We start from the raw sequence: 24,831 nt of genomic DNA on the forward strand, positions 1-24,831 counted from the left end.
GCGAGGGGCCCGGGATGCAGCGGCGTGGGCTAGCGCGCCAGGCGGCCTTGCAGCACGTTGCTGATGCCGCCGCCAATCGCGCCAAGCACCCCCGCCGCGACCAGCGCCCCCAGCAACGATGGCGACGGTGGCTGGCTCGCGGCAAAGAAGCTGATCAGCCCAAGAAAGTAGGCAAGCGGGTTGTTGATGCCAGGCACGGCCCGCAAGCTGAGCACGAGCACCACATCGGCCCATGGAACGTGCCCGGCGAAATGGCCATGGCAGTTGGAATACTGGTGTTCGACATGGACTTCTCCTTCAATTGTGGGACCGCCTGGCGAACTCAGGCAGGTCCCCGGGTCTTCAGATCAGTTTGGTTTCGACATGGATGTTGCCGCGCAAGGCTTTCGAGTATGGGCACGTCTGGTGCGCGGTATCGACCAGTGCCTGGGCCACTTCGCGCTCGATGCCGGGGATCCGGACATTGAGGCGGGCCTGCAGCAGATAGGCTTCGCCGGCCGTGCCCAGATCGACTTCCGCGTCGACGGACAGGTCGGACGGCAGCTTGATTTTCATCTTGCCGGCGGCCAGTCCGATCGCGCCGATAAGGCATGCCGACCATCCCGTCGCCAGCAATTGCTCCGGATTCGTGCCAGATCCTTTGGAACCCGCCCGGGGCGCGGCGGAGCACTACCCGTCGCAAACATCGCAAAACCACTTGAGCACAAAAGACTCTTCTTGCATCCGCCAGAATACTGTATATATTTACAGTACCTGTATGGATGAACAGTAGAAACCCAGCCATGGAACACCTGATCCGCGTGCAAAACGACTACGACCGCCAGGTGCTGGGCTGGCTGCGCGGACGCATCGGCGATGCCGCGCTGCAGACCGTGGCGCTGCGCCTGGGCCGCGAGCGCAAGCCGTACCTGTCGACGATCTGCCGCAGCCTCGGCATCCGCCCGCCTGGCCGGCGCCAGTTCGCCGCCGAGGCAGCGCGCATGCATCGGACCGTGGGCGATCAGTACCTGGCCCGCATCCGCGAGATCCTGGGCCAGCGTCCGGGCGATTCGGCCAGGGATGCCGCGTGCCGCTGACCCCGTCAGCGCGGCGCACCAACGTGCGATAAGCCCCGTTGCCATTATTGGCGCGGGGCTTTTTCTTCGGTCCGGCCAGCGCACCTATCCGCAACCTTGCCGGCGTGCGACTGACTATGATCAGAGTTATGCGTCCGCCCATGCGCGGCGCTTCCACGCAACCACCGGACACTGTCATGAGCAAGATCGGCTTTATCGGGCTCGGCGTGATGGGCAAGCCCATGGCGCAGCACATCGTCGACGGCGGGCATACCGTGTTCGCCCATACCCGCAGCGGCGTGCCGCAGGCCCTGCTGGACGCGGGCGTGCAGGCCTGCAGCAGCGCCGAGGAATTGGCGCGGCAGTCGGAAACCATCATCCTGATGCTGCCCGACACGCCCGACGTGGAGCAGGTCCTGTTCGGCAAGGAAGGCGTCGCCGACGGTCTTGCCGAGACGGCGGGCGGAGTCACGGTGATCGACATGAGCTCGATCTCGCCGATCGCCACGCGCGAGTTCGCCCGCTGCATCGAGGCGCTGGGCGTGGACTATGTCGATGCGCCGGTGTCCGGCGGCGAGGTTGGCGCCAAGGCCGGCACACTGTCGATCATGGCCGGCGGCAAGCAGGAAGTGTTCGATCGCGTGCTGCCGCTGCTGCAACTGATGGGCAAGAGCATCGTGCGCGTAGGCGAAGTTGGCGCGGGCCAGGTGGCCAAGGTGGCCAACCAGGTGATCGTGGCCCTGACCATCGAGGCCGTCGGCGAGGCGCTGGTGCTGGCCGCGCGCGCCGGCGCCGATCCCGCGCGCGTGCGCGAGGCACTGATGGGCGGCTTTGCCAGCTCGCGCATCCTTGAGGTCCATGGCGAACGCATGATCAAGCGTACTTTCGAGCCGGGCTTCCGCATCGCCTTGCACCAGAAGGACCTGGAACTGGCGCTGTCCACCGCACGCCAGCTGGGCGTGGGCCTGCCGAACACTGCGTCGTGCCAGCAGCTGTTCAATGTCTGCGACGGCCTGGGCGGAAGCGGCTGGGACCATTCGGCGCTGGTGCGGGCGATCGAGCACCTGTCGTCGTTCGCCATCGGCGACACGCCGCCGGCGGCTTGAGCCGGCCCACTTGCCAGCCCACTTGCCAGCTCACTTGCCAGCTCACTTCGCCGAGACTGCACAGGCCCGGGCCGCATGCCGAACGCGAACACCGTCCTGCTGACCGCACTGGCCATGCTGGCCTTCGCCGGCAATTCCTTGCTATGCCGGCTGGCGCTGGAAAGCACCACCATAGACGCGGCCAGCTTCACGCTGGCGCGCGTCGCCGCGGCGGCCGCGGTGCTGTGGATCATCGTGGTGCTGCAGCACCGTCTGCTGCGGACGGACACGGCGGCATGGTTCCCGCCGCCGGGCGGCAACTGGATCTCCGCGCTGGCGCTGTTCTGTTATGCCGCGGCGTTTTCGTTCGCCTACCTGCGCCTGGGCGCAGGCACCGGCGCACTGCTGCTGTTCGCTGCCGTGCAGGCCACCATGACGGGCTACGGGCTGGCAGCCGGCGAGCCGCTGCGCATGCAGCAATGGATCGGCCTGGCGCTCGCGCTTGCCGGGCTGGTGTGGCTGCTGCTGCCGGGACTGGCGACGCCGCCGCTGTTGTCGTCGCTGCTGATGATCCTGGCTGGCGTCGCCTGGGGCATCTATTCGCTGCATGGCCGGCGCAATGCCAATCCGGTAACGACCACGGCTGGCAATTTCCTGCGCGCGGTGCCACTGGCGGCGGCGCTGGCCGCGGTGATGCAGACGCAGCGTTCGCTGGACCATGCGGGCCTGGTGTACGCGCTGCTGTCCGGCGCGGTTACGTCAGGGCTTGGCTACGTGGTCTGGTATGCGGTGGTGCCGCGCCTGCGCGCGGCCACCGCCGCGACCGTACAGTTGAGCGTGCCGATCCTCGCCGCGGCGGGCGGCATCGTGTTGCTGGATGAAACGCTGACGCTGCGGCTCGCCGTCAGCGCGGTGGCAGTGCTCGGCGGCATTGCGCTGGTGATTGCCGGCAAGGCCCGCGGAGCACGCGTGCTGCGCTAGCCCACCGGGTCGATGCTCGCCATCCCTTCGCCAAAACCGCCGGCATGGAACACCAACGGCGCCCCCGGCGCTGTGCCATACGCCACTACCTCGACCACGAACACCACGTGGTCGCCGAGTGAGCGCACTGAGCGGTGCCGGCAGATAAACGTCGCCAGCGCGCCGGCGAGCAGCAACGTGCCGCACGGCCCGGGGCGGCAGTCGACGCCGGCAAAGCGGTCGATATCACGGTCCGCAAAGCGCCGGCACAAGCCAACTGCCCGCTGCCGAGCACGTTACTAAACCCTGCACTAAGCCCGCTCTCCAGAGATTCCGTGCGAACGAAAACGGCCCGTGCCTGGGGCACGGGCCGTCAGCCTCTGCGCCTGCGATCGGCAGGCGCTTACATTTTCTGCTTGGTGCTTTCCGCCGCGCCTTGCACCTTCTCGCCGCCGCGTTCGATATCCTTGCCTGCACCGGCCATGGTGTTGCAACCCGTGACCAGCATCACGCCAGCGAGGGCAAACAGTGCGAATAGCTTTCTCATGACGATCTCCTTGCTTCGTGTGGAAGCGGCATGCGCCGCCAGGATGGAATAGCTCGGGATGGCTTGACCGGGCAGCTTCATGCCCAACCGGCAATTGGATCGTAGCAACCGCCAACCGAGCGAAAAGTCGGCTTTCGTCCTACCCCGATGTCAGCCGACGGCGCGACATGTCCACGCGGTGTAGGACAGCGACCGATACCCGCGCGCCGCGGCTTCGCTTAGAAATGTAGGTCCACACCTGTCCACTTCCCCGGAGACCGCCATGACGTCACGCAGCATCCACGTGCTTCCTGCCGCCACCGACAACGACAATGCCGCCCGCGACGGCGAATGGGCCCTGACCATCGAGGGCATGGATGGCACGGGCGATGGCGACGAAGCCACGGCGCTGCACTTTCCCTCCCAGGAAGCGGCCATCGCCGCGGGCTGGGTGCGGGCACGCCAGGACGGCGTGCCGCTGTGCATCCATGGGCGCGACGGCCTGGTGCGCGAGCGCAAGATCTATTGCCGCGACGCCAGGACCACGTCCCGCCTGGGGCATTAACGTCCGGCGAGCTGGGAACGCCGGTCTGCGCCCGGCGTTCCCGCTATAGCAGGCAATAGTTCATTGCGCAGTCAACATTGAGCCAGATCAACGGCGTAGAAATCGCTGCATGCAATCGACGGGTTCAGTGCCGATACTAAGACCAGGCACTTACAGAGACCCCGTCATGTCCCGCATCCTGAAGTTCCGTCCGCTCGACATTTACCCCGATCCGCTCGAGGCCAGGATCGCCGAACTGCACGAAATGGCCACCGACGTCCACGCCAGGCTGGCTCGCAGATGGCGCCGCCAGAGCGTCGCAGAGGGGGTGACCGGCGGCCCGGAACACCGGTTTCCGTGCGGCAATCCGCAAACCCGGCACTGAAGGCCTTCCCCACGACGCGCCGCAAAATGTGAACAAGTGTCATATCCGGTTGGCAAAGATATGACCCCTGCGAAAGAATGGATTCCCGCATCCGGCATGACCCGAAAGGGCCAGGCCGATGCCCCAATCCTCTGACGCAGCGACATGGATCGAACCACCCGGGAATGCGTGCTGGCTCTGATGAACTGCCTGCGGGCCAAGGGGCCCATGCCCCGGCACCGGCTTGCCGCCGCCAGCCGCCTGAGTGCCGCGGAACTGACCCGCGCCCTGAAATCTGCCCGCCAGATGGGCGTCGTCGCCTATGACGGCGAACCAGACGTAACCGCGCAGGCCGACACCTTGCTGGTATTGACCGGCAGGCCGCTGCCGCCGCCGCGCAAGGTCGCTCCGGCCGCACGCGAGAACACGCCGCACTTCCAGCCGCTGCTTGACGCCTGGGGCATCGCGCGCCGCCGTCAGGCATCGTAAGAACTGCCAGCGCCACTTGCGCCGGCGGTGCGGTTCTTACAAAGGGCAGGTAAAGCGAACAATCGGCAAACAAGCAAGGAACAGGCAGCGCACCACAGTCGGCCCACGCAAGTCGCACAGGCAGCGCTTGCCTCACCGTCGTTCCGGTAGCTGCGGGCGCCGCTTCCCATGGCGGCAACGCTCCCCCCGGCACGCCCTCCGGTATGGAACTTGCGCGACGCTTAAGGCTTATCCCCCGGAGCGTGCGACATGAGTCCACCGAATCCGCCCGGCACCCCCACGCAGTCAACGCCGGACACTCCGCATGCATTGCAGGAACCGCCCCCCTTCACGCTGAAGCCGGGGCGCAACTGCTGGCGTGTAGAACCTTGCCACCGTTTTGCCATGCTCGTCGACGGCGACGCCTATTTCCGCGCGCTGCGAGAAGCGCTGCCACGCGCCGAGCACACCATCTTTATCCTCGGCTGGGACATCGACAGCCGCATGGAACTCGTGCCCGACGGCGCGCAGGACGGCCTGCCCGACGGGCTGCGCGACTTCCTCTGCGCACTAGCCGACCGCCGTCCAGACCTGCGCATCTACATCCTGAGCTGGGACTACGCCATGGTGATGGCGATGGAGCGCGAATGGCTGCCTTCGGCCAGCGCGCACTGGCAGGCGCATCGGCACCTGTCGTTTCGCCTCGACGGCAACCATCCCCCTGGCGCCTCGCACCACCAGAAGGTAGTGGTGATCGACAGCAAGGTCGCTTTCGTCGGCGGGCTGGACCTGACGCTGCGCCGCTGGGACGACAACCGCCACGCACCAGGCGCGCCGCTGCGCGTTGCCGAAGGCAAGTCCTACCCGCCCTTCCATGACGTCCAGTGCGCGCTCGATGGCCAGGCCGCCGTCGCGCTCGCCAGCCTGTGCGATGCGCGCTGGCTGCGCGCGACCGGGCGCAGGCCACGTCCGCCAGCGGCAACATCCTCGGATCCCTGGCCGCCCAGCCTGGCGCCGGAGCTGACCGACGTGCGCATCGGCATCGCCCGCACCATGCCCGTGTGCGACGACGAGCCAGGCGTGAGCGAGATCCGCATGCTGATGCGCGATGCCATAGCGTCGGCCCGGCACAGCATCTACATGGAGAACCAGTACTTCAGCTCGGGCGAGATCGCCAAGGCGCTGGCCGGACGGCTGGGTCGGGAAAACGCACCAGACGTCGTGCTGGTGTCCCGGCGCAATGAAAGCGGCTGGCTGGAGGCGCACAGCATGGGCGTGCTGCGCGCGCGGCTGTACCGGCGCCTGCACGCGGCGGACAGCGGCGACCGCTTCCACCTGTATTGCCCGACGATCCCCGGGCTGCTGCCGGAATGCGTCAACATCCACAGCAAGGTCACTGTGATCGATGACGATGTCCTGACCATCGGCTCGTCCAATCTCAGCAACCGTTCGCTGGGGCTGGACACCGAGTGCAATGTAGTGGTGACCTCGGGCGGCGACCCGCGCGTGCGCGAAGCCATCGCGGCCATGCGGGCCCGGCTCCTGGGGGAGCACCTGGACGTCACGCCCGACGCATTCCAGGCCAAGGTGGCCGAAACGCGCAGCCTGCTGGCGGCCATCCGCGCGCTGCAGCAAGCCGATGGCCGCACGCTGGAAGACTACGCGCCGCCGCTGCCGGACGACCTCGATGCCGCCTCGCCGGCTGACCACCTGCTCGACCCGATCGAGCCCATCGATACCGACCAGGTGCTGGCCGAGTTCGTCAGCCACGAAGCGCGCCCGCGAGTGATGGGCCGGGTCGGCGTGATGGTGGCGCTGGCGCTGGCGCTGGCGGGGCTGGCCTTCGCCTGGCGCTACACGCCGCTGCGCGAATGGGCGGATTTCCGCGCGCTGCTGGGCGTGGTCGAGCGCCTGGACGACATGCCCATGGCGCCGCTGGCGATGATGGGGGTGTACCTGGCCGGGGCCGTGACCATGCTGCCGGTGACGCTGCTGATCCTCGTGACCGTGGTGGTGTTCGGGCCGCTCTATGGCGCCGCGCTGGCACTGGGCGGCACCATGCTGAGCACCGGCGCGGGCTACCTGGCGGGCCGGCTGCTCGGCCGCAATACCGTTCGGCGCTTCGGCGGCCGGCGGCTGAACCGGGTCAGCCACCAGTTGGGCAGGCACGGCGTTTTGGCGATGGTGGTGCTGCGGCTGGTGCCGATCGCACCGTTCTCGCTGGTCAACCTGGTGGTCGGCGCCTCGCGCATCAGCCTGCGCGACTGCCTGGTGGGCACGGCGCTGGGGATGCTGCCGGGCATCGCCATCTCGGCCTTCCTGGTCGACCGCGTTGCCGCCGCGGCGCGCAACCCGGGGCTGGCGACTTTTGCCTTGCTGGCACTGGTGCTGTTGCTGCCGGCATCGCTGCTGCTGTTGCTGCGGCGCCGGCGGCGGCGCAATGCCGAACGCCGCAAGGCGGAACGGCACCGGCCAGTGAATCAGCAGGACAACCAACCGGATGGCCAGCAGGACGGCAAACAGGACAGCCAGCATGACGATCAGCATCGCGGCCCGGGCGGTTCCGGGCGCCGGATGGCGCGCGTCGCCCACGCCGCGGGCGAGCGCACCTGAGCGTCAGGAACGGGCGCCGCGCTAGCGCTTGCGGCGGTAAGTGGCCTTCATGATCTCGGTCCACTCGCCGTTCTCGCCCTGCATGAACGACGTCAGCGTCCGTTCGTTGTCATCCTTGAAGGCAATCACATCGCGATACTGAACCGTGCGGCCATTGCCCGAACAGTCCGGTCCCTCGGCGCGCAGTGTCAGCTGCTGGCCGCCGGCATCGAGGTCGCCCTCGTAGACCCACAAGTGGGTCATCATCGAGCCGATGAAGGTACCGACGAAATGCTTGCGGACCGGGTCGTAGCCCAGCGTCATCACGGTGGTGGCGGGGCCGCATCCCGGCATGTCGCCCTGCGCCGTGCCCTGTACCCAAAGGTCGCCAATACCGGTCACGCGCTCGGGGATCTGCCACTTCTGCGCGGGCTGGTCCGGCCCCATCACGGCCTCGCCTTCGGCCATCCATTCGCCCACCAGCCGTTGCAGCCAGCGGTGCTCCTTCTGTGCTTCGGTCTTCATGCAGGGTCTCCTTGCGTTTGCGGGCACCACGCCTGGAAGGCATTTGTGGATGCCGTACACATAGAGTAGCAAAGGAAATGTACAGCGTCCACATTTCTTTGCAGCCCGCCGCGCATGGCGGCAGTGCCGGGGCTATCCGGCTGGATTTACTGCGGCAACCGTACCTTGGGTACCACGAACTGGTTGCCAGGTGCGCGCATGACATCGCACTGGACTTTGGCCTTGCGCACCGCGCCGTCCTGAGCGAGGTACTCGACATCGCCTACCACGCTGTAAGCGTCTTCCGCGACCTTGCGGGTCTTGGCACTGACCCACTTAAAGCTGCCGGGGTTGGGCAGCGCGGCCTTGACCGCCTTCATGCAGGCGATCGGGGCTTCGGGGGCTTCGTCGCGTCCACGCGGCTTTGGCGCTTCGTCCGCGGCCTGCACGGCCGCTGCGCAGCCAAGCGACAGCACCAGCACCAGCGTGGTGGACAGGGAACGCTGAGACAGCGAGGGGCGCGGCGAAAACATCTGGAAAACTCCTGAAACCGGGGGCGTAAACTTGCACTGGCGCCACATTTTAACGCTGGTGCCATGCCGATCAGTCCGCCGACGCGTTGTAAAAGTTCCAAGGTCGCCACTGGCGCCCCGCATGCTACAGTGACCCGCGCATCCTGACCTGCCTGCAAGCATGAAAACGCTGTTGATCGTCTACCACACCATGACCGGCGGCACCCGCCAGATGGCCGAGGCCGCCGCGGCAGCCGCGCGCACGCAGGAAGGCGTCGCCGTCGTGCTCAAGCGTGCGGCTGAAGCCGGCCCGGACGATGTGCTGGCTGCCGACGGTTACCTGTTTGCCACGCCGGAAAACCTCGCGGCCATCGCGGGGATGATGAAGGACTTCTTCGACCGCTGTTATTACCCCGCGCTGGACCGGATCAACGGCCGCCCCTACGCCACCATGATCTGCGCCGGCAGCGATGGCCAGAACGCATTGCGCCAGGTTGAGCGCATCGCCACCGGCTGGCGCCTCAACGCCGTTGCGCCCGGGCTGATCGTCTGCACGCACGCGCAGACGCCGGAGCGCATCCTCGCACCCAAGCAGATCGAAGCGGACGACCTGGCGCGCTGCGCGGCGCTGGGCGAAGGCCTGGCGGCAGGGCTGGCGCTGGGCGTCTTCTGAGCCGCCTGGAGCCGTGCCAGCGTGTTTCGGCCCGGGAACGGGATTTGCACAGCGATAGCATCCGCCTCCTGAGCGCAGCGCCATGGAAGACCCCGAAGTCACTGCCGCGGAAGCCCGCCGCGATCCCCTGGACAGTACCGCCCGCGGCTCCATGCGCGTGGTCGAGGCGCTGACGCAGACCGCGCTGGTACTGATGGCGGCCACGCTTGCCTGGGTACTGTGGCGGCGCACCGACGCCTTTGGCTGGATCGGCTCGCTCGCCCCCGCGGCATGCGCGGCGCTGGCGCTGCTGGCGACGATCGTTGCACTGCTGGGCGTCTGGTTCGGCATACATGCCTGGCGGCGCGTGGGCTGAGGCAACTCCTGCCCGGCGGTGGGTGTCGCTAAACCTTACAACGCAGCGGTAAGAATGCCCTCCGCTACCCCCGTCCCCGGAGGCCATCGTGGCTGACATTCCCTCTTCTTCTCCGTCCCCGGCCCGCACCGGCCTGCTTGCGGTGGTCACCGGTGCCTCGTCAGGCATCGGCTACGAACTGGCGCGCTGCTGTGTGCAGCGCGGCTACGACCTCGTCATCGCTGCCGATGAGCCGCAGATCAATGTTGCCGCCGCGCAACTGCGCGACGAGGGTGCCCAGGTGGAGGCGCTGGTGGCGGACCTCTCCACGCCGGCCGGCGTCGAGCAGTTGTGTGCGGCCTTCGACAACCGCCGGGTCGACGTGCTCTGCGCCAATGCCGGCCGCGGCCTCGGCCACGCATTCCTGGACCAGGACTTTACCGACATCCAGCGCGTGCTGGAAACCAACGTGACGGGCACCGTCCACCTGTTGCATCGGGTGGGCCAGCGCATGCGCGAGCAGCGCAGCGGACGCATCCTGATCACAGGTTCGATCGCTGGCTTCATGCCCGGCACCTACCAGGCGGTGTACAACGCCACCAAGGCGTTCCTGGATTCGTTTTCATACGCACTGCGGCACGAATTGCAGGGCAGCGGCGTAACCGTGACCTGCCTGATGCCCGGCGCGACGGAGACCGAGTTCTTCGAGCGGGCAGACTTGCTCGACACCAGGATCGGCCAGCAGAGGAAAGCCGACCCGGCCGAGGTCGCACGGACCGGCTTCGATGCGATGATGCGCGGCGAAGGCGAAGTCATCACCGGGTGGCAGAACAAGCTGCGAGCGGCGATTGCCATGGTCACACCAGCCGACGTGCTGGCCGAGCAGCATCGCCGCATGGCGCAGCCGCGCAGCGAGGCCGACGACTGGCTGCCGCCGGAGGAGCCGCCTGACGCACCATCGCCCGGCAATCCGCGCCGCGACGTTTGAACGGAACGGCGAGCGGGGCCGCACCAGTGGCGCAGCCCCGTGCCATAGCGCGGGAAGCGCTGAAAATCAATGCGCTCAGATGCGCGTGGTGCCCCCGGTGCTGTCGCGGCCGGCACCCGGGCCGCCGCTGCCCGCTTCCATGCCGGCGCCATAGCTGCTGGCGGTCGACCCGGTCGCGCTGCCGGCACTGCTGAGGCCGCTGACATGGCCTTGCCCGCCTGCGGCGGACCCGGTGCGGCGCGTATCCCCGCCCCCCTCGGAAATGCCAGAGACGCCAAACGGCCCGGCGGCACCCAACCGGATCCCGTTGTGGACCTCACGCACGCCGAACACGTCGTCGGCAATGTCTTCGATGCAGTATTTCTGGCGGCGATCGCGCACGTTGCCGCTCAGCCGCACCACCCCGCTCTCCACATCGACCTCAACGTCCTGCACGTCGACATGGGGCGCATGGGCCAGGCGCTCGCAGATTTCTTCCCGGATGCGTTCGTCGCTGCGCTGGTAGCCCTTCGGGCCGACGCGGTCGCGCCCGCGCAACTGCTGGCCCAGCCTCCCTTCGCCCGGGCCCTGCCGGCCGAAATCGCCAGCGCCGCGCCCGGCCGAACCCGGCCGCTCCGACATGCCGGTACGGCCGGCGTCGTCCTCATCCCAGCCGCTCTCCCATCCATAGGAAGAGGTGGACGACGACCCGCTGCGCGCACGGCGCGTCTGCGCGCCAGGCGAGGAGTAATCGGAAATGCCGTAGCCCTGGTCATATTCGCTTCGGCGCGAACTCATGCCGCCGCGGCGGCTTTCGCCCCACTCGTCGCGCACGTTGCCGCCCTGGTCCGAGCCGCTGCCGCGCCACGCTTCATCGTCGTCCCACGGCGCGCGCTGGCCGGAATGCTGCCAGTCTTCACCGCCTTGACGGCTGCCGTAATAGCCCTGCCCCCGGACATCGTCGCCGTGGCGCTGGCGGCCTTCGTAGCGCCCTTCGCCATAGTCGCGGGCGGGCCCGCCCGACTGCCCGTAGCGTCCTTCGCCATCACCGCGCGGGTCATCCGCGCGGTCGCGGCGCGGTGCCTCTTCATCGCGCCACCATGAGCTGCTGCCTTGATTCCGGAATGGATGCATGGTTGATCTCCTGCCGATCGGAACTGCGGGATCGGAACTGCGGCGCCAGGCATGCAGCCGCGCCGCACCGCTTGCCAGAGGGCGCAAGTTCCATACCACTGCGGCAGCCATCCCGCACCGCCGCGCGCCGCTTGCAGTTCACGCCAACGCAAGCCAATGCAGCCAAACGCAACGGCGGGCGCCCGGTAAAAAGCGCCCGCCGTTGTAAGGCATCCTTGCGATGCCTGGGAAACCCCGGATGTTCGTCAAAGGGATTCCTGGCGTGGATCCCCGATGATGCGTCGCCTCAGGCGGCCAGTGACTCCGTAAAACCCAGCGCGGATTCGCTGCCGTCCTGGTCTTCCTGCAAGATCAGCCCGACCCCACGCCGCTTTGCCGCGGCCTTGCCGATATTGACGGCAACGTCCCGGTCCTCGCAATGAACCAGGCCCTTGCGTGCACTTTCGACCGTCAGTTCCCAGCCTTGGGGCGTCTGCCTGATAAGGAAGTTCGCAGCCATGGGTAGCTCCCCGAGTCGGTTTATGTGTTCTTGAAGCGTAGCGCATGGGTGTCAAGGCAAAATCGGCGTCCGTCCGATACCGGGTGGGCGCTCCTCCTACAGCCCCGGCCGAAAAGCGACTCTTGATGCATATCAGAGTTATAACAAAACGGCGATTCATAAAATCCATCGCAATTTAGCGAAACAACTTGGGAAACAATGGATTTGCGCACCCCACCCCCGCCATCCGCCGGCAAGAGCGTGCTGCATGAAATGGAGCAAACCCAGCTGGCAATCGAACTGATCGGGCTGGGTGCACGTCTGCAGGTGCTGGAATCGGCGCTGTCGTTGCCGCGCGTGCGGCTGGTCCGGCTGTACAAGGAACTGCGCGGGGCATCGCCGCCCAAGGGCATGCTGCCCTTTTCGACCGACTGGTTCGTGACGTGGCGGCCCAATGCGCATGCGTCGATGCTGCTCAATGCCTATCGCTTCATGCGCGACGCCGGCGGGCTGGCGGGTATCCGCGCGGTCCTGTCGGGCTACCGCGTCTACCGGGAGCAGTTGTCCGTGACCGGGGAAGCCGCGGAACTCAGCTTCACCCGCGCCTGGACACTGGTGCGCTTCCACGAGAACGGCATGCTGCAACTGGCGCGCTGCCGGCGCTGCGCAGGGGACTACGTGGTCCACGCCTATGGCCCGCGCCGGCACTACGTTTGCGGCCTGTGCAGGCCGCCAGCGCGCGCCGGCAAGGGCCGCAAGCCGGCCGCGCGCACGGTGGCCTGAGCGCGCAGGTGGCAGGCATTGTCTCCTGCCGCACTGTCAGCGCTGCCGCGCCCGTCCAAGATGGGGCAGTCAGCCAGACCGCCCAGCCGCGCGCATGCACGCGGTCTTCACGATCATCTTCGGGGAGCGCTGCGATGTTCAGGATCAACCTGCTGTCCCGCATACTCGGCGCCGGGGCGCCCGCCCAGGCCGCCAACGACGCAGGCCACCTGGCGCCAGCGCATGCCGTGCCCCCCGCGCCTGCCGTCACCCCCGTGGCGCCGGCCAGCCCGGACCCGCTGGCCGCCAACCTCAAGACTCAGGGCGATGCCATGGTCCAGTACGGCGCGCGCCTGCTGGTGATACGGGAGCTGCTTGGCGCCCTGGCCGCCGGGCTGCCGCCGGCGGCCCAGGCCGGGGTGGAGCGGCGTTTCCGCGTGCGCGTCGACCAGTTGCTGGCGCTGACCGACGACCGCGGCCTGCCGGCAGAATTCCACGACACTCTGCTGGCGGAAATCAACTACTACCTGGGCGAACTGAAGCACTGAGGGTAGCGCGCTTCAGCCAGGCACCGGCGCAGCCGTTATCAGCCTTATCAGCCATTAGGCCTATGCGTCACCCGTTCGCGCGTTGCGTGGCGGGCACTTGTCGTCGTTGTAACACCTCGGTACAAGCCAGCCTGCCGCAACGTGCTACAGTGCGCGCTCCGCACCAGGTCAGCGCGGTTGCGCGCGATCGCCCCATTGCCGACATTTCTGACGCGCACACCGTGCGCGCCAGGCGTTGCCCATCGACGTGCCGGGCCGCCAGCCATCGCTCTTGCCGACAGCGCGCGCCCCGCACGCTCACGCCCGCCACCAGTCGTGGCGCCGAATCATCGCTGTGCAGCCGCGCGCCGGGACGCCGCGCTGCCGCCACCGCCCTAACAGGATTCCCATGACCCATCGGCTCCGGGCCGCGCTCACCGTCGCTGTCTTCAAGCTGTTTGCCGCCCTGCCTTATGGCGTGACGGCACGCCTGGGAGAGGCGATCGGCAAGCTGCTGTACCAGATCCCCAGCCGCCGGCGCCGCATTGTGCTGACCAACCTGGCGCTGTGCTTCCCCGACATGGACGAAGCCAGCCGCCAGCAGCTGGCACGACGCCATTTCGGCCATGTCTTGCGCAGCTACCTCGAGCGCGGCGTGCAATGGTTCGGCGATGCCGGGCGGCTGGACCAACTGATCGAGCTGGACAGCCGCATCGACCTGTCCACCTGCACCGAGCAGCCCACCATCTTCCTGGGTTTTCACTTCGTCGGAATTGAAGCCGGGTGCATGTTCTATTCGATCCGCCACCCGGTCGCATCGCTGTACACCAAGATGTCGAGCCCGCTGCTGGAAGAGATCGCGCGGACGCAGCGCGGGCGCTTTGGCGCCGAGATGATTCCGCGCAGCGGCAGCGGCAAGCAGGTGGTGCGCACGCTGCGTGCCGGCTGCCCGGTCATGCTGGCGACGGACATGGACTTCGGCCTGCCCGATTCGGTGTTCGTGCCGTTTTTCGGCGTGCCGGCGTGCACGCTGACGTCGGCCTCGCGGCTGGCCAGCATGACTGGCGCGCGCGTGGTGCCGTTCACCACCGAAGTGTTGCCCGACTACCGGGGCTATCGCCTGCGTATTTTCGACCCGCTTGAAGGCTTTCCGTCCGGCTCTTTGGAGGAGGATTCGCGCCGCATGAATGCCTTCCTGGAAACGCAGATCGCGACCATGCCGGAGCAGTATTACTGGGTCCACCGCCGCTTCAAGAACCGGCCCGCCGGCATGGCGCCGGTGTACTGAACGGGTGCTAGCCGCCGCCGGCGCGCTGCCACGCCGACTGGATATCGTCCATCAGCCGCACCAGCTTCGCTGCATAGCGGGCGTTGTCGCGCCTGCGCTCGCTGGCTGAATACGGAAAGCTGATGTTCAGGCCATAGAGCTGCTGGTCGGGGCCACGGAATGCCGCGCCCACCGCCAGCAAATGCCCGAGCTGATAAGCGGCGGTGCAGAAGCCGCGCTGTTGCGACTGCTCGATCGCCCGCAGCACGCTTGCGCACATCTCCGGCCAGGCCTCTGCCTGCCGCGCCGCGATGCCTGCCAGCAGGTCTTCCCGCACACCGTCCGGCTGTGCCCCCAGCCATGCCAGCCCGATCGATGTCAGTTCCATCGGCACGCGCGTGCCCGGCACCACGCGCCGCGTGCGCGAAACGCTGTCGCGGCTGTGCCGGATCGAGGCCAGGTACACCATGTCGAGCTTGTCGCCCACCGCCAATCCCACGTTGACTTTGTCGGCCTCGGCTACCTTGCGCATCAGCGGCAGCGCGATATCCGCGGCGCGGTTGGCGTGGCGGAAGGCATCGGCCAGGCTCAGCACCACCGGCGCAAGCCGGTAGGCGCGTTCGTTGACGTCGTAGCGCAGGAAGCTGGCGTCCACCAGCGAGCGCGTCAGCCGGCTGACGGTCGGCCGCGGCAGGCCGGTGCGCGCGGCCAGTTCGGCATTGGTCAGGCTGGTGGTGCCGACGCGGAAAGCGCGCAGCAGCACCAGCCCCCGTTCCAGCGACTGGCTGCCGGCGGTGTCGCGGGTAAAGCGGCCGGTCTGGTGAGTCACGCGGCGCGTCGAAACCGGTTCGGGTGCTTCGGGTGCTGGATGGGCCATCTCCGAATAATTTCAGTAAGTGAAATCTGAGTATAGCGGCGAGGCGCCGCTGCGCGAATACTGTGTGCTCCGCCGGCCCTTGCGCCAGCCCACATCACAGAGGAGCGCCCCGCATGTCATCCGACGCCGATATCCAGCTCAGCCGTGACGGCCACGTCGCCCGCATCGTGTTATCCCGTCCGCCGCACAACTTTGTTGATGCCGACGTGATGCGCCGGCTCGCGGACACCTTGCTGGCGCTGGACGACGACCCTGGCTGCCGTGCCGTCGTGCTGGCCTCCGGGGTCAGCGCCTTCTGCGCGGGCGCCGACTTCAGCGGCGCCGGCCAGGGCGAGGTCGCCAACGACCCGGCCGCTTTCTACGTGCATGCGATGAAGCTCTACCGCAACCGCAAGCCCATCGTCGCCGCAGTGGAAGGCGCCGCCGTCGGCGCCGGGCTGGGCCTGGCACTGGTAGCCGACTTCCGCGTAACCTGCGCCGAGGCGCGCTACAGCGCCAACTTCAACCGGCTCGGCTTCCACCCCGGCTTCGGGCTCAGCGTGACGCTGCCGCGGCTGGTGGGCGAACAGCATGCCGCGCGGCTGTTCTACACCGGCCACCGCGTCTCCGGCACCGACGCCGTCGCCATCGGCCTGGCCGATGAACTGGTGGCCAAGGCTGAAGTCAACGGCCGTGCCATGGCATTGGCGCAGGAGATCGCCAACTCCGCGCCGCTGGCGGTGGAAACCACGCGCGCCACGCTGCGCGAGGGGCTGGCCGACCGCATTGCCGAGGTCAACCAGCGCGAGCTGGCGATCCAGCGCGGGCAGTTCCTCAGCGACGATTTCCGCGAAGGCGTGGCCGCGATGGCCGAGCGCCGCATGCCAGTGTTTCACCGCCGCTAAGGAATCCCCCATGCCTGAACTACACACCCGTAGCGCGCCCGCCGGCCCGCTCGACGGCATCCGCGTGCTGGATCTCACCTCGGTCGTGCTCGGCCCGCTGGCCACGCAAGTGCTGGCGGACTTCGGCGCCGACGTGATCAAGATCGAAGGCCCGGAAGGCGATCTGATGCGCGCCAACGGCGTATCGCAGCACCCGGGCATGAGCTCGATCTACCTGGCGTTGAACCGCAACAAGCGCTCGGTCGTGCTCGACCTGAAGACCCCCGAGGGCGCCGAAGCGCTGCGCGCGCTGATCGCGGGCGCCGACGTGCTGGTGCACAACATGCGCGTGGCGGCAATCGAGCGGCTGGGCTTTGGCTACGAGGCGGTCGCTCGCATCAATCCACGCATCGTGTACTGCGTGGCGACCGGCTTCGGCCAGGACGGTCCACACCGCGACAAGCCCGCCTTCGACGACATCATCCAGGCCGGCTGCGGACTGGTGGCGCTGGGTACCGGCAATGGCGAGCGGCCGGAATACGTGCCCAGCCTGATCGCCGACAAGACCACCGGGCTGGCGCTGGCCAACGCGGTGCTGGCCGCGCTGCTGCACCGCGAGCGCCATGGCGTGGGCCAGTCGGTCGAAGTGCCGATGCTGGAGACCATGGCCGCCTTCGTGATGACCGAGCACCTGGGCGGCCTGACCTTCGAGCCCGCTCCCGCCGGCGCGGGCTATGCGCGACTGCTGCAGGGCGGCCGCCGCCCCGCGCCGACACGCGACGGCTGGATCTGCGCGCTGCCCTATACGGAGCGCCACTGGCAGGCCTTCTTCCGCGCGGTTGGCCGCGACGACCTTGCCGACCGCTACGAAGTCGGCGACCGCGCGCAGCGCAACGCCAATATCCGCGCGCTGTACGGCCATCTCGCCGAGCTGACGCCGGAGTGCAGCACCAACGAATGGATGGCGCTGTTCGAATCGCTCGACATCCCCGCCACGCCGATCTACGGGCTCGATGCGCTGGTCGATCATCCACATCTGCAAGCCGTGGGCCTGTTCCAGGCCACGCAGCACCCCACCGAAGGCTCGCTGCGCGAAGTGCGCCCCGCCGCGCGCTTCTCGGCAACGCCGCTGTCCTTGCGCCGGCATGCGCCAGCACTGGGCGAGCACACCGCCGAAGTCTTGCAGGAAGTCGGCATCAACCTGCCCGCCGCGCATGCGGCCACACGTCCCGGCGCTCAGGAATAGTAACAAGGAGACAAGCATGAATTTCCAGCTCGATGAAGAACACCGCATGCTCAAGGACCTGGTCGCGCGCTTCGTGCGCGAACAGCTGATCCCGCTGGAGCCGGCGGTGCTGGCCCGCGAGGCCGAGGGCGGACAGCACGCACTGCTGCCGGAAGAACACGCGCGACTCGATGACCTGTCGCGCGAGCTTGGCCTGTGGGGACTGGATGCACCGACCGAGATGGGCGGCGCCGACCTGCCGGTGGTGGCGATGGTCGGCGTCAACGAAGAACTCGGCAAGACCATCACGCCTTACGAACTGCCGCCGGATTCGCCCAACCTGCGCATGCTGATGCTGACCGCGAACGACGCCCAGCGCGAGCGCTACCTGGACCCGTATGCGCGCGGCGAAACGGCATCGGCCATCGCCATTTCCGAGCCCGGCGCCGGCGGCGACCCCGCCATGATGACCACGCGCGCGGAGCGCGACAGCGGCGACGGCGACCACTGGGTGCTGAACGGCCGCAAGATCTGGATCAGCCGCGCGGCGCGCGCCGACTGGACCATCGTGATGGCCGTGACCGACAAGGCCAGGGGGGCGCGCGGCGGCATCTCGGCCTTTATCGTCGAGCGCGGCACGCCCGGCCTGCGCGTTGAGCGTCGCATCCCGATGATCGGCGGCCATTCCACCTATGAAGTCGTGCTGGAAGACTGCCGCGTTCCCGCCACGCAGTTGCTTGGCACCGAAGGCCAGGGCTTCGCGCCGATGCAGGCGCGCCTGTCCACACGCCGCGTGCAGATGGCCGCATGGTGCATCGGCCGGGCGCAGCGCGCGCTCGACATGATCTGCGAATACGCGCCGCAACGGCAGACCTTCGGCGCCCCGCTGGCACAGCGCCAGGCGATCCAGTGGTGGGTGGCGGACGCCGCCACGCGCATCCACGCCTGCCGCCTGATGACCTACGAAGCCGCCAGCCGGATCGATGCCGGTGAAGAGGCGCGCACGCAGGTCTCGATGATCAAGGTCTTCGCCACCGAAATGGCGTGGGAAGTGATCGACCAGGCGATGCAGACCTTTGGCGCGATGGGCATGACCAAGGAATTGCCGCTGCAGCAGATGGCCAACGAGACCCGTTTGATGCGCATCTACGAAGGACCCAGCGAAGTGCACCGCTGGGTGATCGCGCGCGACCTGCTCGGCCTGCGCCGCTGAGTCCGACCGACCTCTTGCACCGGCGGAGAACACGCCGGGCTTTTCCGACCGAAAGGAGACACCATGCAACAGCCTTACCGTTCGCGCCGCCGCTTCCTCGGGCTCGCCGCCGCGGCACTGGCAGCCGGCATCGCACCGCTGCCGGCGCTTGCCGCCGAAGACGCCTTCCCCTCGCGCCCGATGCGCTTTATCGTGCCATTCCCGGCCGGCAGCGGCACCGACACCACCGCACGCATGTTCGCCAAGAAGATCGGTGAGCTGACCGGCCAGGGCGTGGTGGTCGAGAACAAGCCTGGCGGCAATGGCTTTATTGGTGTGCAGACCGCGCTGAACGCGCCGGCGGACGGCTACACGGTGTTCATCGGCAGCAATTCCACCCTGTCGACCAACGCCGCCACCTTCCGCAAGCTGCCCTACGACCCACTGACGGACTTCGCGCCGATCACGCTGCTGTCGCGCGGACCGTGCGTGATCATCGTGCCGACGAGTTCGCCCTACCGCACGCTGACGGAATTGCTGGAAGACGCCCGCAAGCGGCCCGGCGCGCTCAACTACGGCACGGGTTCGATCTCGTACACGCTGTACAGCGAATGGCTCAACGAACTGGCAAAGATCAAGACCACGCCGGTGCCGTACAAGGGCGCTGGCGATGCGATCAATGGCGTGATGGCCGCCAACGTGGACTTTGCCGTGGTCGATGCCACCGGCGCGATCGAACTGGTGCGCGGCGGCAAGGTCCGGGCGCTGGCCTTTACCGCGCCGCAGCGCTCGCCGCTGTTGCCGGACGTGCCGTCGATCGTCGAGGCCGGCATGCCCGACTTCCTGGCCTACAACTGGGTAGCCGCGGCGATATCCGCCAAGACCCCGCCCGCGGTGGTGAAGCGCCTGCAGGACCTGTTCATGCAAGCCGGCAACGCGCCCGACGTACGCGACTACTACACGCGCCAGTCGACCAAGCTGATCCTGTCTTCGCCGGCGGAAATGCTGCAGTACCAGAAAGACGAGATCGTGCGCTGGAAGCGGCTGGCGGCTGTGGCCAAGATCCCCCTGCAATAACCTTCAGTTGCTCAGCGGCTGTGCTCGCGCAGCAGCGCCGTCAGGCGCTGCGCCAGCGGCGACAGGTACGCGCCGGCGCGGGTCAGCACGCCGATGCGCCGGCGCAGGTCCAGCTCTTCGACTTCCAGCGGCAACGCGCGCAGGCCGTGCTGCATGGCATCGCCGCCGGCATTGGCGATGCTCAGCATCTGCGTGCCCTGCATCAGCGCGAACAGCGAGGGGCTGCCGAAATCGATCTCGACACGCGGCTGCGGCACCGGCAGGCCGCGCTGGCGGAAGGCGGCATCGACCTGCTGCCGCAGCGTGATATGCGCTTCCGGCAGCAGCCATTCCTGTTCTGCCAGGTCCGCCAGCCGCAGCTTGCGCCGGCGCAATAGCGCGTTGCCCTGGTCGGCTACCACCACCAGCCGGTCGTCGAACAGCGGCTCCACCGCAAAATCCGTCGAAGCCGGCACCGGCGCCACCGCGAGGTCGAGTTCGCCAGCGGCGAGCAGGTCCAGCACGTCGCGCGCCAGCCGGCGCCGCAAGCGCAGCCGCGCCACCGGGCGCTCGCGCATCAGTTGCTGGCACGCGCCCAGGATCACGTCCCCGGGTATTGACGGCGAATAGCCCACGCGCAGCACGCCCTGCTCGCCAGTGCGGATGCCGATCATCTCCTTGATGCCGTCGTCGTACTCCAGCCGGATGCGCCGTGCCCGCTCCAGGAAGCGGGTGCCGGCGTAAGTGGCGGTCATGCCGTTGGCGGTACGTTCGAACAGCGGCAGGCCAGTCTGCGCCTCTACCCGCTGCACCGCCTTGGTCAGTGCCGGCTGGCTGATGCCCAGCGCCTCCGCCGCCCTGCCGATGCCCCCGTGCGTTGCCACGGCGAGGATGTACTCCAGGTCCCGCGTCTCCATTTCCTCACATTCCCGATAGTTATGGATTTATAGCCAACACCGCATTGTGGTGATGCCTTCCATCTTACAGACTTAGCCCCAACGCCGTAGCACAACATCGTTCGCATCACGGAGACAGCATGAGTTTCGCGTATTTCCTGCGCCGCGCCGCGCGCTACTGGGGTGACCAGCCCGCCATCCTCTACCAGGACCAGGTGGTGACCTACCGCCAGCTGGAAGAGCGCTCCACCCGCCTGGCCAACGCGCTGCTGGCGCTGGGGCTGCAGCGCGGCGACCGCGTGGCGGTGCAGGCCCGCAACCGCCCAGAACTGGTCGAGCTGGAGTGCGCGCTGTACAAGGCTGGCCTGGTCAAGGCGGCGCTGAATCCGCGCTTTACCGCCACGGAAGCCAGCGACGTGGTCGAGAACTGCACCCCGCGCGTGCTCATCGCCGGGCCGGGCTACACCGCATACTCGCGCGCCACGCCGGGCTTCCGCAGCATCGAGACCTTTATCGCCATCGGGGATGCGCCGGCGGGCTATGTCGGTTACGAATCGCTGCTGGCCAATGCCGGCACCACGACCCCGGACATCACGCCTGCCGCCAGTGACCTGGCCGTGCTGCACTTTTCTTCCGGCTCCACCGGCAAGATCAAGGCGGCCATGCAGACCTACGGCAACCGCATGGCGGCGCTGCGCAAGATGGTGGCCGGCATGGATCGCCCCGCACGGCCCGGCGACCGGCTGGCGCTGATCGGCCCGGTCACCCACGCGTCCGGCATGCTGATGCAGCCCTACCTGTACCTGGGCGCGACACTGGTGCTGTTCGACAAGTTCGAGCCCGCGCACTTCCTGGCCGAGGTGGCGCGGCTGCGCATCACGCACGTGTTCATGGTGCCGGCGATGATCAATATGCTGATGGCCGAGCCCACGCTGGCGCAGGCCGACCTGTCCAGCCTGAAGACGCTGGCCTATGGCGCCGCGCCCATGGCGCCGGCGCGTATCCGCGAGGCGTGGCAGCGCATCGGCCCGATCCTGTCGCAAGGCTATGGCGCCAGCGAATCCACCTCCGGCGTCACGCGCCTGTCGACCGCCGACCACGCCGACGCGATCGCCAGCCACCCGGAGCGCCTGGCCTCTTGCGGCCGCGCGCTGGGCGAGACCGAAGTGCGCGTGGTCGATGAGCAAGGCCGCGAGGTGGCAGTGGGCGGGATCGGTGAACTGGTGATCCGCGGCGAAGACGTGTTCCAGGGCTACTGGGGCGAGCCCGCGCTGACCGCCGAGACCATCGTCGACGGCTGGCTGCATACCGGCGACATGGCGCGCGTGGACGACGCCGGCTACCTGTACCTGGTCGACCGCAAGAAGGACATGATCATCTCCGGCGGCTTCAACGTGTACCCGACCGAGGTGGAAGCCACGCTGTACCAGCACCCCGACGTGCTCGAAGCCTGCGTCATCAGCGTGCCCGACGACACCTGGGGCGAAAGCGTCAAGGCCGTGGTGACGCTGCGCCCGGGCCGCGAAGCCAGCGCGCAGCAGCTGATCGCGCACTGCCGCGAGCGCATCGCCGACTACAAGTCGCCGCGTTCGGTCGACTTTGTCGCCGAGCTGCCCAAGAACGCCAGCGGCAAGCTGGCCCGCAAGATCGTGCGCGAACGCTACTGGCAAGGCGTGGCGCGCCGCGTCAACTGACTAGCCGAGGATCCCGCCATGTTCGATCACCTGACCAACCCCGTGCTGGTGGAAACCCGCGCCGGCATCCGCCGCTTTATCGACGAAGAGCTGCGCCCGCTGGAGCACGAACTCGGCCTCGGCTCCGAAGACCCGTGGCCGCGCGATGTGCTGCGCAAGGTCTGGCGCCGCTCGTACGAACTGGGCTTCTATGCGGCCTGCCTGCCGGAGTCGCTCGGCGGCAAGGGCCTGAACATCCAGGAGCAATGCGCGCTCAAGGCCGACCTGGCCGCCAGCGGCTCGACGCTGGCCGCGCATGTGCTGGGCGACCTGGGCGGCCCGCCGCGCGTGGGCAACATGCTCAAGTACGCCACGCCGGTGCAACTGAAGCAGTATTTCGAACCCGTCATCCGCGGCGAGAAGTCGACCTGCTTCGCACTGACCGAAACGCACTCCGGGTCGGACGCGCAAAGCATCAAGACCACCGCGGTCGCCGACGGCGACGAGCTGGTGATCAATGGTGGCAAGCACTACATCAGCGGCGCGCCGTTCGCGGACTTCGCCATCGTCATGTGCGTAACGGATGCCACGGCCACGCCGCCGGCGATCAGCGCGGTGCTGGTCGACCTGAACCTGCCGGGCGTGACCGTGACCAACGAGTACGTGCCGATGTCGGGCCAGCATATCGACGGCGATATCCGCTTCGACAACGTGCGCGTGCCGCGCGCCAATATCTTTGGCGGCGAGGGCAACGGCTTCAAGCTTGGCATGTCGCGCATCAACGTGAACCGCTTGCTGCACTGCCCCTCGATGCTGGGGCTGGCCATGCGCGCCTACGAGTCGTCAGTGGAATACGCCGGCAAGCGGCGCCAGTTCGGCGGCCCGATTGCGCGTTTTCAGGCGATCCAGCACATGCTGGCCGACATGGCCGCCGCGCTGTGGGCCTGCGAAAGCATGATCGCGCACACTGCGGCGCTGGCTGACAGCGGCGCCGACCTGCGCATGAAGGCCGCGGCATGCAAGCTCTTTGTCTCGGAACGCTGCTTCGAAGTGGCCGACAAGGCGGTGCAGATCCACGGCAACGTGGGCGTCACGCGCGGGCATCCGGTCGAGCAGACCTTCCGCAAGCTGCGCATGTTCCGCATCTTCACCGGCACCAGCGAGATCCAGCGCAACACCATCGCCCGCGCGATACTGGAGCCGCTGCAGCAAAACGCATGACCGTGCCGGCGGCACGGTCGCCGCCGGCATCAGGACAATACAACGAGACCACGGAGACCACGCATGAACCGCCGAGAATGGCTCGCCACCGCTGGCGCCGCCGCCCTGGGAAGCGTCTTGCTGCCCGCCCGCGCCGCGGCGCCTGCCAACTACCCCAACCGGCCGATCCGGCTGATCGTCCCGTTCATCGCCGGCAGCACGCCGGACAGTACCGCCCGCACGCTGTCGGCGGAGTTGGGCCAGAAGCTCGGCCAGCCCGTGGTGGTCGAGAACATGCCCGGCGCCGGCGGCATCATCGGCGCCACCGCGCTGCGGCGCGCGGCCCCCGACGGCTACACGCTGGGCATCCTCGCCAATACGCACGTGATCAACGTGCATATGTACCGCAAGATGCCGTACGACCCGACGCGCGATTTCACGCCGATTACGGCGCTGTCCGGCGGGCCGACTGCGCTGGTCGTGCCCGCATCGTCGCCGTACAAGACCGCGGCCGAGCTGGTCGCTGCGATGAAGAAGGCGCCGGGCAAGTTCAACTACGGCTCTGGCGGCAAGGGCAGCATCGCCCACCTGGCGGTGGAGACCATGTTGCACCAGACCGGCTGCGACGCTGTGCATATCCCTTACAAGGGTGCGCCGGAAATCATCACCGCCATGCTGACGGGGCAGACCCAGTTCGGGATGCCGGTGCTTGGCACGGCGACCCAGTATGTGCGCAACCATCAGGTGCGCGTGCTGGCCGTGACCGCCGCCGCGCGCTCGCCGTTCTTTCCGAACGTGCCGACCATGGCCGAAGCGCTGCCGCCCGGCTTTGTCATCGACAACTGGAGCGGCCTGTTCGCGCCCGCAAACTTCCCGGCCGAGCTGACCCAGAAGCTGCATGCCGCGGTCGCCGCGCTGCAGAATGCCGGCGTATTCGACGCGCAGCTGAAGGCCAACGCAGGCGAGCTTCGGCGCAGCGCGACCCCGGCCCAGTTTGGCACGGTCGTGGCTTCGGACAACTCTCGCTATGGCGAGCTGATGAAGTCGATCGGCATGGTCGGCGACCTGGGCTGAGCGCCCTCTTTTGGAAACACGAG

General features: G+C 67.8%; 29 protein-coding genes and 1 pseudogene. 20 read left to right on the forward strand and 10 right to left on the reverse strand.

Annotated elements, in window-relative coordinates:
* Positions 1 to 29: 29 nt before the first annotated feature.
* On the reverse strand, positions 30 to 224 hold the full coding sequence (locus ACIP1U_RS19200; RefSeq protein WP_400317903.1) for a DUF1097 family protein: 195 nt from the start codon (positions 222 to 224) through the stop codon (positions 30 to 32).
* Between the two features lie 118 nt (positions 225 to 342).
* A pseudogene (locus ACIP1U_RS19205) lies at positions 343 to 648 on the reverse strand (Ohr family peroxiredoxin); the annotation flags it as partial.
* A 134-nt stretch (positions 649 to 782) separates the two neighbouring features.
* Between ACIP1U_RS19205 and ACIP1U_RS19210 the strand changes: the two are divergent.
* From ACIP1U_RS19210 to ACIP1U_RS19220, 3 genes are all read left to right on the forward strand, one after another.
* Positions 783 to 1,076, forward strand: coding sequence for a hypothetical protein (locus ACIP1U_RS19210; protein WP_400317906.1), 294 nt, complete (start codon positions 783 to 785; stop codon positions 1,074 to 1,076).
* Positions 1,077 to 1,252: 176 nt separating this feature from the next.
* Entirely contained in the window at positions 1,253 to 2,161 is a 909-nt protein-coding gene (locus tag ACIP1U_RS19215; RefSeq protein WP_400317909.1) for a 2-hydroxy-3-oxopropionate reductase, read from the forward strand.
* Positions 2,162 to 2,236: 75 nt separating this feature from the next.
* On the forward strand, positions 2,237 to 3,121 hold the full coding sequence (locus ACIP1U_RS19220; RefSeq protein WP_400317911.1) for a DMT family transporter: 885 nt from the start codon (positions 2,237 to 2,239) through the stop codon (positions 3,119 to 3,121).
* Here ACIP1U_RS19220 and ACIP1U_RS19225 read toward each other — a convergent pair.
* Together ACIP1U_RS19225 and ACIP1U_RS19230 are read right to left on the reverse strand one after the other, a co-directional pair.
* Positions 3,118 to 3,372, reverse strand: a complete 255-nt coding sequence (locus ACIP1U_RS19225) for a flavin reductase (RefSeq protein ID WP_400317913.1) — start codon at positions 3,370 to 3,372, stop codon at positions 3,118 to 3,120. The genes ACIP1U_RS19220 and ACIP1U_RS19225 overlap by 4 nt on opposite strands.
* Positions 3,373 to 3,503: 131 nt before the next feature.
* Positions 3,504 to 3,647, reverse strand: coding sequence for an entericidin A/B family lipoprotein (locus ACIP1U_RS19230; RefSeq protein ID WP_010809655.1), 144 nt, complete (start codon positions 3,645 to 3,647; stop codon positions 3,504 to 3,506).
* Positions 3,648 to 3,909: 262 nt separating this feature from the next.
* Here ACIP1U_RS19230 and ACIP1U_RS19235 point away from each other — a divergent pair, with 262 nt between their 5' ends.
* The 4 genes from ACIP1U_RS19235 (at position 3,910) to ACIP1U_RS19250 (ending at position 7,615) form a co-directional block, all read left to right on the forward strand.
* Positions 3,910 to 4,191, forward strand: a complete 282-nt coding sequence (locus tag ACIP1U_RS19235; RefSeq protein WP_400317915.1) for a DUF2188 domain-containing protein — start codon at positions 3,910 to 3,912, stop codon at positions 4,189 to 4,191.
* Between the two features lie 166 nt (positions 4,192 to 4,357).
* Positions 4,358 to 4,555 (forward strand): hypothetical protein, encoded by a 198-nt coding sequence (locus ACIP1U_RS19240; protein WP_400317918.1) that lies wholly within the window; start codon positions 4,358 to 4,360, stop codon positions 4,553 to 4,555.
* Positions 4,556 to 4,699: 144 nt separating this feature from the next.
* Positions 4,700 to 5,023 (forward strand): hypothetical protein, encoded by a 324-nt coding sequence (locus ACIP1U_RS19245; RefSeq protein WP_400317919.1) that lies wholly within the window; start codon positions 4,700 to 4,702, stop codon positions 5,021 to 5,023.
* 249 nt (positions 5,024 to 5,272) lie between these two features.
* Positions 5,273 to 7,615 (forward strand): VTT domain-containing protein, encoded by a 2,343-nt coding sequence (locus ACIP1U_RS19250; protein WP_400317922.1) that lies wholly within the window; start codon positions 5,273 to 5,275, stop codon positions 7,613 to 7,615.
* A 21-nt stretch (positions 7,616 to 7,636) separates the two neighbouring features.
* Here ACIP1U_RS19250 and ACIP1U_RS19255 read toward each other — a convergent pair whose 3' ends face one another.
* The gene (locus ACIP1U_RS19255; RefSeq protein WP_400317925.1) at positions 7,637 to 8,119 is read right to left on the reverse strand and encodes a DUF1579 domain-containing protein; all 483 of its coding nucleotides are present in this window, start codon (positions 8,117 to 8,119) and stop codon (positions 7,637 to 7,639) included.
* 146 nt (positions 8,120 to 8,265) lie between these two features.
* A complete protein-coding gene (locus ACIP1U_RS19260; RefSeq protein WP_400317928.1) occupies positions 8,266 to 8,631 on the reverse strand; it encodes a DUF2880 domain-containing protein in 366 nt (121 codons plus the stop codon).
* Positions 8,632 to 8,791: 160 nt separating this feature from the next.
* Between ACIP1U_RS19260 and ACIP1U_RS19265 the strand changes: the two genes are divergently transcribed.
* From ACIP1U_RS19265 to ACIP1U_RS19275, 3 genes are all read left to right on the forward strand, one after another.
* Entirely contained in the window at positions 8,792 to 9,283 is a 492-nt protein-coding gene (locus tag ACIP1U_RS19265) for a flavodoxin family protein (RefSeq protein WP_400317931.1), read from the forward strand.
* An 82-nt stretch (positions 9,284 to 9,365) separates the two neighbouring features.
* Entirely contained in the window at positions 9,366 to 9,638 is a 273-nt protein-coding gene (locus ACIP1U_RS19270) for a hypothetical protein (protein WP_400317934.1), read from the forward strand.
* Between the two features lie 97 nt (positions 9,639 to 9,735).
* Complete coding sequence (locus tag ACIP1U_RS19275) at positions 9,736 to 10,605, forward strand: SDR family NAD(P)-dependent oxidoreductase (RefSeq protein WP_400318032.1); 870 nt, start codon at positions 9,736 to 9,738, stop codon at positions 10,603 to 10,605.
* Positions 10,606 to 10,680: 75 nt separating this feature from the next.
* On the opposite strand, the gene ACIP1U_RS19280 is transcribed toward ACIP1U_RS19275, so the two are convergent.
* Positions 10,681 to 11,718, reverse strand: a complete 1,038-nt coding sequence (locus ACIP1U_RS19280; protein WP_400317937.1) for a BON domain-containing protein — start codon at positions 11,716 to 11,718, stop codon at positions 10,681 to 10,683.
* Between the two features lie 286 nt (positions 11,719 to 12,004).
* Positions 12,005 to 12,217, reverse strand: coding sequence for a hypothetical protein (locus ACIP1U_RS19285; RefSeq protein WP_400317940.1), 213 nt, complete (start codon positions 12,215 to 12,217; stop codon positions 12,005 to 12,007).
* Positions 12,218 to 12,421: 204 nt separating this feature from the next.
* On the opposite strand from ACIP1U_RS19285, the gene flhC reads away from it, so the two are divergent.
* The 3 genes from flhC (at position 12,422) to ACIP1U_RS19300 (ending at position 14,773) form a co-directional block, all read left to right on the forward strand.
* Complete coding sequence (flhC, locus tag ACIP1U_RS19290) at positions 12,422 to 12,979, forward strand: flagellar transcriptional regulator FlhC (RefSeq protein ID WP_400317943.1); 558 nt, start codon at positions 12,422 to 12,424, stop codon at positions 12,977 to 12,979.
* 134 nt (positions 12,980 to 13,113) lie between these two features.
* Complete coding sequence (locus tag ACIP1U_RS19295) at positions 13,114 to 13,506, forward strand: hypothetical protein (protein ID WP_400317946.1); 393 nt, start codon at positions 13,114 to 13,116, stop codon at positions 13,504 to 13,506.
* Positions 13,507 to 13,894: 388 nt separating this feature from the next.
* The gene (locus ACIP1U_RS19300) at positions 13,895 to 14,773 is read left to right on the forward strand and encodes a lipid A biosynthesis lauroyl acyltransferase (RefSeq protein ID WP_400317949.1); all 879 of its coding nucleotides are present in this window, start codon (positions 13,895 to 13,897) and stop codon (positions 14,771 to 14,773) included.
* Positions 14,774 to 14,780: 7 nt separating this feature from the next.
* On the opposite strand, the gene ACIP1U_RS19305 is transcribed toward ACIP1U_RS19300, so the two are convergent.
* Positions 14,781 to 15,629, reverse strand: coding sequence for an IclR family transcriptional regulator (locus tag ACIP1U_RS19305; RefSeq protein ID WP_400317951.1), 849 nt, complete (start codon positions 15,627 to 15,629; stop codon positions 14,781 to 14,783).
* 113 nt (positions 15,630 to 15,742) lie between these two features.
* Between ACIP1U_RS19305 and ACIP1U_RS19310 the strand changes: the two genes are divergently transcribed.
* The 4 genes from ACIP1U_RS19310 (at position 15,743) to ACIP1U_RS19325 (ending at position 19,986) form a co-directional block, all read left to right on the forward strand.
* On the forward strand, positions 15,743 to 16,513 hold the full coding sequence (locus tag ACIP1U_RS19310; protein WP_400317954.1) for an enoyl-CoA hydratase/isomerase family protein: 771 nt from the start codon (positions 15,743 to 15,745) through the stop codon (positions 16,511 to 16,513).
* Between the two features lie 10 nt (positions 16,514 to 16,523).
* The gene (locus ACIP1U_RS19315) at positions 16,524 to 17,738 is read left to right on the forward strand and encodes a CaiB/BaiF CoA transferase family protein (protein WP_400317957.1); all 1,215 of its coding nucleotides are present in this window, start codon (positions 16,524 to 16,526) and stop codon (positions 17,736 to 17,738) included.
* Between the two features lie 16 nt (positions 17,739 to 17,754).
* Entirely contained in the window at positions 17,755 to 18,930 is a 1,176-nt protein-coding gene (locus tag ACIP1U_RS19320; RefSeq protein ID WP_400317960.1) for an acyl-CoA dehydrogenase family protein, read from the forward strand.
* 63 nt (positions 18,931 to 18,993) lie between these two features.
* Positions 18,994 to 19,986: a Bug family tripartite tricarboxylate transporter substrate binding protein gene (locus ACIP1U_RS19325; RefSeq protein WP_400317962.1), complete on the forward strand. Its 993-nt coding sequence runs from the start codon at positions 18,994 to 18,996 to the stop codon at positions 19,984 to 19,986.
* An 11-nt stretch (positions 19,987 to 19,997) separates the two neighbouring features.
* Here ACIP1U_RS19325 and ACIP1U_RS19330 read toward each other — a convergent pair whose 3' ends face one another.
* The gene (locus tag ACIP1U_RS19330) at positions 19,998 to 20,882 is read right to left on the reverse strand and encodes a LysR family transcriptional regulator (protein WP_400317965.1); all 885 of its coding nucleotides are present in this window, start codon (positions 20,880 to 20,882) and stop codon (positions 19,998 to 20,000) included.
* Positions 20,883 to 21,001: 119 nt separating this feature from the next.
* Between ACIP1U_RS19330 and ACIP1U_RS19335 the strand changes: the two genes are divergently transcribed.
* The 3 genes from ACIP1U_RS19335 to ACIP1U_RS19345 all read left to right on the forward strand — a co-directional run bounded on the left by ACIP1U_RS19335 (position 21,002) and on the right by ACIP1U_RS19345 (position 24,808).
* Positions 21,002 to 22,555: an AMP-binding protein gene (locus tag ACIP1U_RS19335; protein ID WP_400317967.1), complete on the forward strand. Its 1,554-nt coding sequence runs from the start codon at positions 21,002 to 21,004 to the stop codon at positions 22,553 to 22,555.
* An 18-nt stretch (positions 22,556 to 22,573) separates the two neighbouring features.
* Entirely contained in the window at positions 22,574 to 23,755 is a 1,182-nt protein-coding gene (locus tag ACIP1U_RS19340) for an acyl-CoA dehydrogenase family protein (protein ID WP_400317969.1), read from the forward strand.
* Positions 23,756 to 23,818: 63 nt separating this feature from the next.
* Positions 23,819 to 24,808 carry a tripartite tricarboxylate transporter substrate binding protein gene (locus ACIP1U_RS19345; RefSeq protein WP_400317972.1) on the forward strand — a complete coding sequence of 330 codons (990 nt, stop codon included), beginning with the start codon at positions 23,819 to 23,821 and terminating at the stop codon, positions 24,806 to 24,808.
* Positions 24,809 to 24,831: the final 23 nt, after the last annotated feature.

Origin of the sequence: Cupriavidus sp. NPDC089707 (assembly GCF_044748965.1) — a bacterium.
GTDB lineage: Bacteria > Pseudomonadota > Gammaproteobacteria > Burkholderiales > Burkholderiaceae > Cupriavidus.